The sequence below is a fragment of the Pantoea sp. BJ2 genome, from assembly GCF_040255075.1.
In the GTDB taxonomy this organism is placed as follows: Bacteria; Pseudomonadota; Gammaproteobacteria; order Enterobacterales; family Enterobacteriaceae; genus Pantoea; species Pantoea leporis.
This window is the reverse complement of record NZ_CP158292.1, coordinates 3,373,502-3,387,008: the sequence shown is the minus strand read 5'-3', so window position 1 is coordinate 3,387,008 and position 13,507 is coordinate 3,373,502. Positions and strand designations below refer to the sequence as shown.

13 protein-coding genes and 1 other RNA gene are annotated in these 13,507 nt (G+C 54.7%); 8 read left to right on the top strand and 6 right to left on the bottom strand.

Annotated elements, in window-relative coordinates:
- Nucleotides 1-35: 35 nt before the first annotated feature.
- From fbaA to argO, 3 genes are all read left to right on the top strand, one after another.
- Complete coding sequence (gene fbaA / locus AAF463_RS15640) at nt 36-1,115, top strand: class II fructose-bisphosphate aldolase (protein ID WP_110868001.1); 1,080 nt, start codon at nt 36-38, stop codon at nt 1,113-1,115.
- Between the two features lie 188 nt (nt 1,116-1,303).
- Nucleotides 1,304-2,179 carry a small-conductance mechanosensitive channel MscS gene (gene mscS / locus AAF463_RS15635; protein ID WP_309833406.1) on the top strand — a complete coding sequence of 292 codons (876 nt, stop codon included), beginning with the start codon at nt 1,304-1,306 and terminating at the stop codon, nt 2,177-2,179.
- 128 nt (nt 2,180-2,307) lie between these two features.
- A complete protein-coding gene (gene argO, locus AAF463_RS15630) occupies nt 2,308-2,931 on the top strand; it encodes an arginine exporter ArgO (RefSeq protein ID WP_110868000.1) in 624 nt (207 codons plus the stop codon).
- Here the strand turns inward: argO and AAF463_RS15625 are convergent.
- Nucleotides 2,928-5,189 carry an FAD-dependent oxidoreductase gene (locus AAF463_RS15625; RefSeq protein WP_350261066.1) on the bottom strand — a complete coding sequence of 754 codons (2,262 nt, stop codon included), beginning with the start codon at nt 5,187-5,189 and terminating at the stop codon, nt 2,928-2,930. The genes argO and AAF463_RS15625 overlap by 4 nt on opposite strands.
- A gap of 54 nt (nt 5,190-5,243) precedes the next feature.
- Between AAF463_RS15625 and AAF463_RS15620 the strand changes: the two genes are divergently transcribed.
- The gene (locus AAF463_RS15620; protein ID WP_101761942.1) at nt 5,244-5,942 is read left to right on the top strand and encodes a transcriptional regulator; all 699 of its coding nucleotides are present in this window, start codon (nt 5,244-5,246) and stop codon (nt 5,940-5,942) included.
- On the opposite strand, the gene AAF463_RS15615 is transcribed toward AAF463_RS15620, so the two are convergent.
- The gene (locus tag AAF463_RS15615; protein ID WP_217549406.1) at nt 5,929-7,236 is read right to left on the bottom strand and encodes an MFS transporter; all 1,308 of its coding nucleotides are present in this window, start codon (nt 7,234-7,236) and stop codon (nt 5,929-5,931) included. The genes AAF463_RS15620 and AAF463_RS15615 overlap by 14 nt on opposite strands.
- 217 nt (nt 7,237-7,453) lie before the next feature.
- Between AAF463_RS15615 and AAF463_RS15610 the strand changes: the two genes are divergently transcribed.
- Entirely contained in the window at nt 7,454-8,182 is a 729-nt protein-coding gene (locus AAF463_RS15610; RefSeq protein WP_101761944.1) for an oxidative stress defense protein, read from the top strand.
- Nucleotides 8,183-8,220: 38 nt separating this feature from the next.
- On the opposite strand, the gene AAF463_RS15605 is transcribed toward AAF463_RS15610, so the two are convergent.
- Nucleotides 8,221-9,126 carry a LysR family transcriptional regulator ArgP gene (locus AAF463_RS15605; RefSeq protein ID WP_007890292.1) on the bottom strand — a complete coding sequence of 302 codons (906 nt, stop codon included), beginning with the start codon at nt 9,124-9,126 and terminating at the stop codon, nt 8,221-8,223.
- 181 nt (nt 9,127-9,307) lie between these two features.
- On the opposite strand from AAF463_RS15605, the gene rpiA reads away from it, so the two are divergent.
- Together rpiA and serA are read left to right on the top strand one after the other, a co-directional pair.
- A complete protein-coding gene (gene rpiA, locus AAF463_RS15600) occupies nt 9,308-9,967 on the top strand; it encodes a ribose-5-phosphate isomerase RpiA (RefSeq protein ID WP_350261065.1) in 660 nt (219 codons plus the stop codon).
- Between the two features lie 279 nt (nt 9,968-10,246).
- Nucleotides 10,247-11,485, top strand: a complete 1,239-nt coding sequence (gene serA, locus AAF463_RS15595) for a phosphoglycerate dehydrogenase (RefSeq protein WP_101761946.1) — start codon at nt 10,247-10,249, stop codon at nt 11,483-11,485.
- A gap of 38 nt (nt 11,486-11,523) precedes the next feature.
- Here the strand turns inward: serA and AAF463_RS15590 are convergent, their stop codons facing one another.
- From AAF463_RS15590 to zapA, 3 genes are all read right to left on the bottom strand, one after another.
- A complete protein-coding gene (locus tag AAF463_RS15590; protein WP_101761947.1) occupies nt 11,524-12,120 on the bottom strand; it encodes a 5-formyltetrahydrofolate cyclo-ligase in 597 nt (198 codons plus the stop codon).
- A gap of 80 nt (nt 12,121-12,200) precedes the next feature.
- Nucleotides 12,201-12,384, bottom strand: a non-coding RNA gene (gene ssrS / locus AAF463_RS15585) — 6S RNA.
- A gap of 39 nt (nt 12,385-12,423) precedes the next feature.
- Entirely contained in the window at nt 12,424-12,753 is a 330-nt protein-coding gene (gene zapA, locus AAF463_RS15580; RefSeq protein WP_007890288.1) for a cell division protein ZapA, read from the bottom strand.
- 170 nt (nt 12,754-12,923) lie between these two features.
- Between zapA and AAF463_RS15575 the strand changes: the two genes are divergently transcribed.
- Nucleotides 12,924-13,505 carry a YecA family protein gene (locus tag AAF463_RS15575; protein ID WP_101761948.1) on the top strand — a complete coding sequence of 194 codons (582 nt, stop codon included), beginning with the start codon at nt 12,924-12,926 and terminating at the stop codon, nt 13,503-13,505.
- Nucleotides 13,506-13,507 lie beyond the last annotated feature (2 nt).

The following is a 13,507-nucleotide window of genomic DNA, read 5'->3' as shown; positions in this document are numbered from 1 at the left end:
TTCGGGGATGAACGGTAACGAAACGGGACACAAACATGTCTAAAATTTTTGATTTCGTAAAACCCGGCGTTGTCACTGGTGACGACGTTCAGAAAATTTTCCAGGTAGCGAAAGAGAACAAATTCGCTCTGCCAGCAGTTAACTGCGTCGGCACGGATTCTATTAACGCGGTATTGGAAGCTGCGGCCAAAGTGAAAGCGCCGGTCATCGTTCAGTTCTCCAATGGTGGTGCTGCCTTCATCGCCGGTAAAGGTTTCAAAACCGACAAGCCGCAGGGCGCGGCTATCTTCGGCGCTATCGCGGGTGCATACCATGTGCATCTGATGGCTGAACAGTACGGTGTGCCAGTAATCCTGCATACCGACCACTGCGCCAAGAAACTGCTGCCGTGGATCGACGGTCTGCTGGACGCGGGTGAAGAGCACTTCAAGAAAACCGGTAAGCCGCTGTTCTCTTCTCACATGATCGACCTGTCTGAAGAGTCACTGGAAGAGAACATCGAGATTTCTTCTAAGTATCTGGCGCGCATGGCCAAACTGGATATGACCCTGGAAATCGAACTGGGTTGTACCGGTGGCGAAGAAGACGGCGTGGACAACAGCCACATGGACGCTTCTGCGCTGTACACTCAGCCAGAAGACGTTGATTACGCTTACACCGAGCTGAGCAAAATCAGCCCACGTTTCACCATCGCTGCTTCATTCGGCAACGTGCACGGCGTGTACAAGCCAGGCAACGTGAAACTGACGCCGACCATCCTGCGTGATTCTCAGGAATACGTGACTAAAAAACACAACTTGCCGCATAACGCGCTCGATTTCGTGTTCCACGGCGGTTCAGGTTCATCTCCAGAAGAAATCAAAGAATCAATTGGTTACGGCGTAATTAAAATGAACATCGATACCGATACCCAGTGGGCAACATGGGACGGTATTCTGAAGTTCTACAAAGAAAACGAAGCATATCTGCAAGGCCAATTGGGCAACCCTAAAGGCGTGGATAGCCCGAACAAGAAATACTATGATCCACGCGTATGGCTGCGCTCAGCGCAGGCTTCCATGGTGACTCGCCTGGAGCAGGCTTTCAAAGAGCTTAACGCTGTCGACGTACTGTAATTTTTCCGTACAGTACAAAAAAGGCCCGCAAGGGCCTTTTTTTATGCGTCTCATCCAGAAAATCCCACGAATTCAGGCCATTTTTGGCGCTTCGCCTTATTTTTGTTTACCCTTGTATTCGGAGTGTCGGAGTCAATCTGGCAGTTTTTGGCAATTTCCCGCGGGAAACTCAACAACAGGGCTAACAAATGGAAGATTTACATGTCGTTGATGGCATTAATAGTGCTGGTGGATGGCTGATACGTAATCAGGCGTTGATCCTGAGCTATGCGGTCAATATTGTGGCGGCGATTATTACCATCATCATTGGTATGTTCATTGCGCGCATCGTCTCCAATGCGATTAACCGCGTTCTGCTAGCGCGTCATATTGATGCCACTGTGGCAGATTTCCTTTCTGCAATGGTGCGCTACGGAATTATCGCTTTTACCGTCATTGCTGCACTGGGACGCGTTGGCGTACAAACCGCCTCAGTGATTGCCGTGCTGGGTGCTGCTGGCTTGGCGGTGGGTTTGGCGCTGCAAGGTTCGCTGTCCAACCTGGCTGCTGGCGTGCTGTTGGTGACCTTCCGCCCGTTCAAAACCGGTGAGTTTGTCGATCTCGGCGGCGTGATGGGTACCGTACAGAACGTGCAGATTTTCTCCACTACGCTGAAAAGCGCTGATGGCAAAATCGTGGTGGTACCCAACGGTAAAATTATCGCCGGCAATATCGTTAACTATTCACGTGAACCGATCCGTCGCAACGAGTTCATTATTGGTGTGGCTTACGATGCGGATGTCGATCAGGTTATTAGCCTGTTGCGTGAAGTGGTTGATGCGGACGAGCGCGTACTGCAAGACCTCGGCGTACAGATCGGCCTAAATGAACTGGCGGCTTCATCGCTCAACTTTGTGGTGCGTTGCTGGAGTAAAAGCAGCGATCTGCAAAACGTCTATTGGGATCTGATGAAGAACTTCAAACGTACGCTGGACGCGAACGGCATCGGCATTCCTTACCCGCAGATGGATGTGCATCTGCATCAGGTGAAGAGCGAGCAACAACAGCCTGCACACAGCGAATAATAGAGAAGGGCACCTGCGGGTGCCTTTTTTATTACTCATGCTAATAGCCTATTAAATATTTCAATTTCCTCTAATATCGTCGCGTCACTATACTGCATCGCATCTCCCCAGTTATTAAGGTTATTTCCGTGTTATCTGTTTATTTACAAGGGCTTGCCCTTGGTGCTGCGCTGATTTTGCCGTTAGGCCCGCAAAATGCTTTTGTGATGAATCAGGGCATTAAGCGCCATTACCACCTGATGACCGCATCGCTGTGTACCCTTAGCGATATTGCGCTGATCTGTGGTGGGATTTTTGGCGGCAGCGCGTTGCTGAATCAATCGCCTCTCTTATTGATGCTGATCACTTGGGCGGGCGTGGCGTTTTTGCTGTGGTACGGTTGGGGCGCGCTGCGCGCTGCATGGCAAGGTGATGTGTCGCTGGCATCTGATGCGGAGATAAAGCAAGGTCGCTGGCGCATCATCGCTACTATTCTGGCGGTGACCTGGCTCAATCCGCACGTCTATCTCGACACCTTTGTGGTGCTCGGCAGCCTCGGTAGCCAGCTTCCGTCTGAAGACGCGCGTCGTTGGTTTGCATTTGGCACCGTGAGTGCCTCAATTATCTGGTTCTTCGGCCTGGCGCTGCTGGCCGCGTGGCTGTCGCCGCGGCTGCGCACCGTGCGGGCGCAGCGCATTATCAATTTGCTGGTCGGCGGCGTGATGTGGTTTATCGCCATTCAGCTGGCGCGTCAGGGCATTGCTGCACTCTAATGCAGATGTAATCCGTACAGTGCGGGCAGCGCGCCCGCACTGGCGAGCAACTCCAGTCGTATCTGGCTAAAAATCACGCATTCTGGCACCAAGTGATGACACAGCGAGTGATGATTTTCCGTCACGTCTGCCAAAAGCATCTCATCAAGCCATACGCGATAATGTGTGGTGCAGTGCGGCGTCACAGCCTGTGCGTGGCCCATTTGCACCGTTTCCATCGCATGGTCGAAGTCGTTGTCAAACAGCAAGGTAATGTGTTTCGCCTGCTGCGGTTCATTCCAATGCCAGCTGACGTTGGGATGCGTGTCATCCTGCGCCGGCACCCAGCAGTTAGTGTGCTGTTCCGGGCGCAGCTTGCCGTTGAGCAGATAGTCGCGGTGCCAAAGCTGCAGCGGCGTTTCCAGCGCAAAGGCCAGCAGGATTTGCTGTGGAGCCCGGCGCGGCAGCCAGAAATCAAACTCATCAACGCCGTAATCGCCATCGTTAATCTGGCGTGTGCGTTTCGCCACGCGCGGATTGAGACTGTTGAACACCATCATCACGCCCGGCAAACGCTGGCTGGTTAATGCAACCTCAATCGCAGCGTTCTCCTCAAAGGCGATAAATACATAGCGATCGCATTCGGCGCGATAATCAAAGCTCAGTCGATAAGTGCCTTGCTCAGTAACCGTGATACTTTGCGTGCTCAGTTGGCAGTCGCCGCAGGTATTGGCCGGATTAGCGCTGGTGAGCAGCGATACCTGTAATTTCTGCGCGTTGGCGGCACGCAGCTGCACGCTGATTGCCGGCAAGCGTTCGCCCGCTTTGAGCGGCAGCAGCAACGCACAGCGAGATTGCAGCGGCTGCCAACCGGCATCGGCGGGCAGGGCGCGCAACTCTAAGGTGCTGCTCACCGTAACATACGCCTCGCGCGCTGGGTTGGCCAACGGATGTCGCGGGATAAACGCACCCTGACGCAGCAGATGCTGCTGCAGCTGCCCAACGCGCTCAGGCTGCGCCAGTTCGGCGGGCGTGATCTGCTGTTGCTGGCACAGCGCCGCCGCGCGGCCCACCACTTCGCCCAGCACGCCGCAGGTGCACATGACGCGTGCGCTGCCAAAGGCGACGTGCGTAGCGGAGATCAGTCGGCCGGTGAGCAGCAGATTGTCCAGCGACTGGCTGTAGAGCGCGCGGAAGGGAATGGTGTAAGTCCCTTTGCTGTGGAACTGACGACATCCATCGTGTTCGCTGTAGACGCCGTCGGCCGGATGCAGATCAATCGACCAGCCGCCATATGCCACTGCATCGTAGTGGTCGCGTTGTTCGATGATGTCCTGCTGGCACAGCATCGTCTCGCCGAGAAAACGCCGGCTCTCGCGCTTGCCGGGAATCAGGCCAACCCATTCGATGGTGAGGTTATCGGCATCGGGAAATTCACCGGAGTTTTTGATGTAATCCCACACGCCCCAGACAATTTTCCACAGTTCCCACTTGATGGTTTCGCTCTCATGCACGGTATCGAGCCGTCCGCCCCATTCCAGCCACCATAAATCGCAGCCGTTCAGCTCTGAACTTAGCCGTTTATAGCGCGGAATGGCGGTGATCTCTTTTAGTGCGAAAGAGGGCGCAACGAAGCGTACCGGTTGTGCCGTGCGCTTGGTGTAGAAGTAAATCGAATGTCCGAGCTTGTGGCCGAAATTCTCGCCCGGCGCCATCTTCTCGCCAAACTCCTCCACCGATTCCGCGCCCACGCGATGCGCCGCACCGGCCAGATAGCCCAATACGCCATCGCCGCTGGCATCGATAAACTGTGTAGCCGAAACCTGATAACGCGTTTGATTAATGGCGTTGAACGCCTGCACTGACAGCAAGCGGCGGCCAGATTTTTCGATATCGGTCACCACCGTATTGAGCAGCAAAGTCAGGCCGGGCTGCGCCTGTACGATGTCCAGCAGCACCATATCGAACAGTACCGGATTGCCCTCTTTATTGCGCCACAGGTTCTCCTCCATGATCTCGCCCATGATGCCGCCTTCGCGCGCCCAGCGATTGTTATTGCCCATGTGTGAGGTCGCACCGTTGGCCCACAAGCGCACTTCGCTGGAAGCGTTGCCGCCCAGCACCGGGCGATCCTGAATCAGCACCACATCAAGGCCATCGCGTGCGGCGGCCAGCGCGGCACACACGCCCGCCAGTCCACCGCCGACGATCAGTAACTCCGCTTGTAGTCGTTGTTGCGGAAAGTGGCGCTCATTTTGCGTAGAGAAAGTTTGCATCATTTCATTCCTCTGACTCTAAGGCTAAGATTGGAGTTTGCCCGCCGCAGGTGATCTATGTCTTCTCAACCGAACCAAAGCCTGATTGACGGTATTCGCTGTCTGCAATATCTGGTGTCCAGTGACAAGGCCGTGGGTTGCCGTGAACTGGCGCGCCAGATGGGGATGAACAGCACGCGTGTGAATCGACTGCTGATGACCATGGCGTCGATTGGACTGACGACGCAGGATGAGCATCGACGCTATCTGCCTGGCCCCGGTATTCACGCGCTGGCGGCACAGGCGATTCGCGGATCTTCGCTGTTCGCGCAGGCGTTGCCGCAGCTGGAACGCCACGCGCCGCGCGATATCGTGGTGGCGCTGGGCGTGTTGTGGGAGGATCAGGTGATCTACATCTGGCACTCGGAACCCGGTGAACGCATTAACGCCAGCCAGGCGCTGGCCGGTTTCCGCATGCTGCCCGCGTGGCAATCGGTGATTGGCGTGTCGTTGCTGGCGGCGGAAAGTGACGAGGCGCTGCGCCCGCGTTTTAGCGAAGAACAGTGGCTGCAAATCGCGCCGCTGCTGGCGCGTAAGCGTGCTGAGGGTTACCTGATCTGGCACCGCGATGATGGCGAAATCAGTATGGCGCAGCCGATTGATCACAATCGCGCGGCATTGGCGTTCGCCAAAATCTGGCAGGACGATGAGGCGCACCTCGCGCAGCGCCTGCAACAGTTGCAATCGCTGGCGCAAACCGTGTTCACCCCGCGCTAACATGATCGATTTTCCCGACAATAAACAGGTAACTGCAGATGCCAATCGCGGCCAGCACGGCGATAAATGCCAGGGCTGGCGCGAAGTTATCGCCGTCGATTAACGCACCAATGGCAATCGGCACCACGATGGATGACAGCGCACCGGTAAAGTTAAATACCCCGCCCGCCAGACCAATCAAGTGGCGCGGCGCCAACGCCGTGACAAACACCCAGGTAATGGTCGCCAGGCCGTTGCCGAAGAACGCCAGCGACATAAACAGAATAATCAGCGTGGAGTCGTTGGTGTAATTGGCGCCAAGGATAAACAGCGTCAGGAACAGGCCGAGAATCACCGGTAGCTTGCGCGCCACGCTGGCGGAGATACCGCGACGTATCATGCGATCTGAGGCAAATCCGGCCAGCAGCACGCCACAGAAGGCGGCGAAGTAGGGCACCGAAGCAACATAGCCGCTCTTGATGAAGCCCATGTGGCGATACTCCACCAGATACGTCGGGAACCAGGTGAGGAAGAACCAGAAGGTGGCGGAAATGGTGAACTGGCCAATGTAGATGCCGACCAATTTACGACTGCGGAACATCTGCGCCAAATCGCCCCAGCGCGCTACGGGCTGCTGCGAATTTTGTCGACTCTCCAGCAACGCACCGTTGTCACGCAAATAGCTGAGCTCAGCTTTTGACACGCCTTGATGCTGATTCGGCTCGCGGTAGAGCCAATACCACACCAGCGCCCAAATCATCCCCGCAAGTCCGGTGATCAAAAACAGTCCGCGCCAGCCAAAAGCATCCTGCAGATGAAACAGCAGCGGCGTCATACACGCCAGGCCGACAAACTGCGCTGAGGAGTAAATACCGATCGCACTGGCGCGCTCTTGCTCCGGGAACCAGCTAGAGATCACCCGGTTGTTCGAGGGCATCACCGGCGCTTCAAAAGCGCCGACGCCGAGCCGCAGACCAAATAGCGCGCCAAAGCTGTTGGCAAGCGCGTGCAGCGCGGTGATCAGCGACCAGGCAAATAAACCGACGCCATAAACGACGCGCGCACCAAGGCGATCGATGAGGAAGCCGCCGGGAATCTGTAGCGCAGCGTAGATCCAGCCAAAGGCGGAAAAGATCAATCCCATCTCCATGGGCGAGAAGCGCAATTCGCCAGCCATTGCCGTAGCGGCAACCGACAGGTTAGTGCGATCCATATAGTTGATAATGATGTTAATAAACACCAGACCGAGCATCAGAAAGCGCGTGCGTCCCGCGCGAGCGCTGGCAACGGTTTGGCTAAGTGGCTGTTCTGTCATTGGCAACTCTCCCGAACTCAGAGGTGTTTCTTTAATAGAAACGAATAAGTGTTTTATTGGCGAATCCGTACAGCTAAATTTGCGATCGCGGCTACGTTAAAAAGGAGATTGCTCGAACTTTTGAGCCGTTTACTAATCAGATAAGCACACATGTTAATGTGTTTTGGGTTTAGCCATAATGGCGACCTGCAAATTGAATCCCTCAAGGAGGACTTTCGTGAAACTGAAAGCACTGGCGCTGGCCGCCGTAATGAGCACGGGCGCACTGTCCGGTTTAGTTCAGGCAGGCGAATTGCCAAATGGACCGCATGTGGTGACTTCTGGACAGGCAAGCGTTGATGCCACGCCAGATCTCGCGACGCTCGCGATTGTGGTGAATGTTTCGTCGAAAGACGCGGCAGAAGCGAAGAAACAAGCTGATGATCGCGTGGCGCAATATTTCGATTTCCTGCAAAAGAACGGTATCGAGAAAAAAGATATTGATGCGGCAAACCTCAGCACGCAGCCAGAGTACGATTACACCAAAGAAGGTAAGTCGGTACTGAAAGGCTATCGTGCCGAGCGTCAGGTACAGGTAACGCTGCGCCAGCTGGACAAACTCAACGAGCTGTTGGATGGCGCGTTAAAATCTGGCCTGAATGAAATTCGTTCGGTCGAGTTAGGTGTGGCGAATCCGGACAGCTACAAAGAGAAGGCGCGTAAAGTGGCCATCGCTAATGCTACGCAGCAGGCTAACGCGCTGGCAGAAGGGTTTAACGCTAAGTTAGGTTCGGTTTACAGCATCCGCTATCACGTTGCGAACTATCAACCGATGCCGATGGCGCGCATGTATAAGGCCGCCGCAGTACAAGCTGATACCACCGCGCAGCAAACTTACGAGCAGCAGAGCATTCACTTTGACGACCAGGTAGATGTCGTCTTTGAAATCAAACCAAACACACCGTAAGGTTTGATATCAGGTCGCCATGAAGGGCGACCTGATCTTTACGCTGGCAACACATCCTGACGCAGCACGCGATGTCCGTGCGCAATCAGCGCGTCGGTCACGCTGCGCATCAAACGACTTTCCGGCGCAAACCGGTGCCAGTACAGCATACGACGCTGATACAGGCCTGGCGTCAAATCCACCAGTTCACCTTGCGCTAACTCGCGCTCAATCTGCAGATGCGGAATCATACAGCACACCGAACCCTGACGCGCCAGCTGCACAAAGGCTTCTGACGAGTTAACGATGTGGCAAGGCACGCTGCCCGGCGACAGGTCAAAGTTCTGCTGTAAAAACGCCTGATGCATATCGTCCAGATGATCAAATGCCACCGCCGGCGCTTTCAGCAGCGCAGAGCGTGTTACGCCGTTCGGGAAATAGCGAGCAGCAAAATCAGGTGAGGCGCAGAACAGATAATCGAGCGCACCCAGTTGATCCACCAGACAGCTTGGCAGCGGCTGCGGCTGAATACTCACCGCGCCGACCACTTCACCGCGACGTAGGCGTTCCTGCGTGCGGGTTTCATCTTCCACCTGCAAATTCAGGCGCACTGGCGAATCGGCCAGCACGTCTTTCAGCGCGGGCAGCAGCCAGGTGGCCAGGCTGTCGGCGTTGACCGCCAGCGACAGCAACAGCGGCGTGGTTCCACCGTTATCATCACCCAGCCACTCCTCTTCCAGTAGTTCAACCTGATGCAACAACGCCAGTAACTTTTGTCCCTGCTCGGTCGGACGCGGCGGCACGGTGCGCACCAGCAGCGGCTGACCAAATAAATTTTCCAGCTGTTTAATACGCTGCGAAACCGCCGATTGGGTAATGCAGAGTTTTTGTGCCGCACGCTCAAAGCCGCGCTCGCGAATCACAGCATCCAGCGCCTGAAGCGTTCGATAATCCGGGCGTTTCATTGTTGTTCTCTCTCGTTCAGGGTGGACATTACTATGCCATAAAACTGTCAAATTGTGCTGCGGCGCATTTTTGCGGGCTGGCTTCCAAAGTGTTAAATCGGCTGTCTAACTGTCGCGCTTTTTTACAGCGCCTTGTTTTATACTACGCGCACTTCGATGTCGCACAGGTTTTAAACATACCATGACCCAGGATGAACTGAAAAAAGCGGTAGGTTGGGCAGCCCTGCAGTACGTAGAGCCCGGCACTATTGTCGGCGTAGGCACGGGATCGACGGCAGCGCATTTTATTGATGCACTCGGCACCATGAAGAATCAGATTGAAGGTGCGGTTTCCAGCTCGGAAGCCTCAACGGAGAAACTGAAAGCGCTGGGCATTCACATCTTCGATCTCAACGAAATTGATGAACTGTCGGTGTACGTTGATGGCGCCGATGAGATCAATCCGCAGATGCAGATGATCAAAGGCGGTGGCGCAGCGCTGACGCGTGAGAAAATCGTTGCGGCGGTGGCGAAGAAATTTGTCTGCATTGCCGATGCATCGAAAGAAGTTGATGTGCTGGGCCATTTCCCGCTGCCGGTTGAAGTGATTCCGATGGCGCGTTCGTATGTGGCGCGTGAACTGGTCAAACTCGGCGGCTTGCCGGAGTATCGCCAGAACGTCATTACCGACAACGGCAACATTATTCTCGACGTGCATAATCTGCGTATTCTCGATCCCATTAAGCTGGAAAAAACCATTAATGCGCTGCCGGGCGTAGTGACCGTTGGCCTGTTTGCGGGACGTGGTGCGGACGTCGCACTGATTGGTACCGCAGAAGGCGTGAAAACCATCGTAAAATGATCTGTCCGGCGCGCGTAATGCGCCGGTTATTTCCATCCGCAAAACATCTTTTCTCACCAGGCTGAAATTTGGTGACTTATGTCACAAAAGATTCATCAGCAGTAAGTTCGTACTTCGTCCATTAAGGATGTCACGATTTTGTACGGCATTGTGCTGTCTCCGCGTGGGCGCGTGCTGGCTCCCAGGCAATCGTTTGTATTGCTGCGCACGAAATTTTTGATATTTTGACAGAAGGCTACCTTATGGTAGTCCTCATTGAATTCTGAATAGGGTCGGGAAATGGCAAAGGTATCACTGGAAAAAGACAAGATTAAGTTCCTGCTGGTGGAAGGCGTTCACCAGAGTGCGCTGGAAAACCTGCGTGCAGCAGGCTACACCAACATCGAGTTTCACAAAGGGGCGCTGGATGCGGAGTCGCTGAAATCCTCCATCCGCGATGCGCACTTCATTGGTATCCGTTCCCGTACCCAACTGACTGAAGAGATCTTTGCTGCCGCAGAAAAGCTGGTAGCAGTCGGCTGCTTCTGTATCGGTACCAACCAGGTTGATCTCGGTGCAGCGGCGAAACGCGGTGTGCCGGTGTTCAACGCGCCGTTCTCCAACACCCGTTCTGTTGCAGAGCTGGTGATTGGCGAAATGCTGCTGATGCTGCGTGGCATTCCGGAAGCCAACGCCAAAGCGCACCGTGGCATCTGGAATAAAGTCGCCAACGGTTCGTTTGAAGCTCGCGGCAAGAAACTGGGCATCATCGGTTACGGCCACATCGGTATGCAGCTGGGTGTACTGGCAGAAAGCCTCGGTATGCACGTGTTCTTCTACGATATCGAAAGCAAGCTGCCGCTGGGTAACGCCACTCAGGTGCGTCATCTCTCCGATCTGCTCAACATGAGCGACGTGGTCAGCCTGCACGTTCCTGAAACGCCATCCACTCAGAACATGATTGGCGCGGAAGAGCTGGCGCTGATGAAGCCGGGTGCGCTGCTGATCAACGCCGCGCGCGGTACCGTGATCGATATTCCGGCGCTGTGTGATGCCTTGGCGAATAAACATCTGTCCGGTGCCGCTATCGACGTCTTCCCGGTCGAGCCTGCGACTAACAGCGATCCGTTTAACTCACCGCTGTGCGAGTTCGATAACGTGATCCTGACGCCGCACATTGGTGGTTCAACGCAGGAAGCGCAGGAAAACATCGGTATCGAAGTGGCTGGCAAGCTGGCGAAATACTCCGACAACGGTTCTACGCTGTCTGCGGTTAACTTCCCGGAAGTCTCACTGCCGATGCATGCGGCAAGTGCTAGCCGTCTGCTGCACATCCATGAAAACCGTCCGGGTGTGCTGACCGCCATTAACCAGATTTTTGCCGAGCAGGGCATCAACATCGCCGCGCAGTATCTGCAAACCACGCCGATTATGGGCTACGTGGTGATCGATATTGATGCTGAGCAGGATGCAGCGGATAAAGCGCTGCAGGCGATGAAGGCGATTCCGGGCACCATCCGCGCCCGTCTGCTGTACTGATTAAACAGGGCGCCATTGGCGCCCTTTGTTTTTCCTGCTCACGCTTCCCACTGCCACAGTTTCGATGGCGTCAGTATCGCGGGGAGCGGCACATCCCAGGCGGCAACCGGCAATGCTTCTACGCGCTGACAATCATGTGCGATGCCCACCGGAAGAAAACCATGCTGCTGCCAGTTTTGCAGCGTGCGATCGTAGAATCCGCCACCCATTCCCAAACGTTGGCCAGCATAGTCAAACGCCACCAGCGGCACCAGCATCACATCCAGCTGATCCAACGTGGCCAGTTGCGTGATATCCAGCGGCGGTTCCGGGATGTGAAGTTTATTTGGCGCGAGTGGCGTTTCTGGCGTGTAACGGATAAACAGCAGATTGCCCGGCGAGAAGGGATGAAGCACCGGTAAATAAACCTGCTTTTTTTGCTGCCAAAGTTTGGCGATCAGTGGGCGGGTGTTGATCTCTCCATCGACAGATAAAAACAGCGCAATGCGTTGGGCATTAGCGATCGGCGCAATGTTGATGGCGTGTTCAGCCAACTGATCGGCGGCTTGTTCCTGTTGCTCAGACGTGAGATTACGGCGCAAATGGCGCACATGCTGACGGATGTCTTGACGGTCGAGAAGGGAGGGCGCTGGCATGATATCTATATCCCCGGAATAATCGCTTCTTAAAAGCGATTATATCATGCGAACCGGGGAAACAGACTTGCTACTAAATGGAGATCTCCGAGATGCCGCCGCAGGCTGTAACCCTTGAACCCTTGGTTCAAGGTGAACATGCCGTCACAACTATTAGGCTTCTCGGACGGACCGAGCATGCGCACAAATTGTGGAGCGTCACATTCTGTTGGTATGAAATATCGGCTCAGGGGACTGGCCCGCTTGCAAACATCTCAGAGAAAATTTACTTCACCGTCACTCTAACATGAGGACCATGAAGCTTTATTCAAAATTAGGGCCCTGGCGGTCAGTTATGCGACCTTGCTCTACTAACGCTTGTTCAATGGTCTGCTGCAGCATGCGGATACGTTGTTCCATGTTTGCTGCATAGTCGCGCGTCTTACCTTTCTCTTGTGCCAACTCGTGGCAGATGTTTAACGCGGCGATGAACACCAGTTGCTCTGTATTGGTGACTCTAGTGCGAACTTTTAAATCTTGCAACCGTTGATTGAGATCCTCTGCGGCCAGATTCAGCGCATCTTGCTGTTCAGGCGGGCAATTCACTCTTAACGAACGACCAAAAATTTGAATATCTACTGGTTGTGCAGACATGCCACCATCCTAACTGATTACTTCGATCGCATCTCCCTTACCGGTCAATGGGTTGGGAGGTGCGAAACTATATATACCCGAGTTATAAGTTACAACCCCTTTTCTGGAAACCCAGAGGCACCTGGTGGTAGCATAACACGAACTTATTCTGCCAACGACGACCAAAGCTTATGTCTTTACAGAACGCAACGCCGAGTTACAACGCGCTGGCCGCGGCCCTTTCACAGCAGGGCGTGGGCATGACGCCAGCCGAAATGCATGGTCTCCTTTCCGGGATTCTATGCGGCGGCAATCAGGATACCAGCTGGAAAACCATGGTTCACGATCTCACCAACGAAGGCATGGCGTTTTCGCAGAGCCTGTCTCAGCCGCTGCAGGCGCTGCATGAAAGCCTGGCGACCACGCTGGAAGACGAAGGTTTTATGTTCCAGCTGATGTTGCCGGAAGACGATGACATCACGGTATTCGATCGCGCGGATGCGCTGGCCGGTTGGGTAAACCACTTCCTGCTCGGTTTGGGTGTCACGCAGCCGAAGCTGGAGAAAGTGACCGGCGAAACTGGCGAAGCGATTGACGATCTGCGCACCATCGCACAACTTGGCTATGACGAAGATGAAGATCAGGAAGAGCTGGAGCAGTCACTCGAAGAGGTGATTGAGTACGTGCGCGTTGCCGCTCTGCTGTGCCACGACACCTTCACGCGTCCGCATCAGCCAACGGCACCAGAAGTACAGAAACCTACGCTACATTAAGC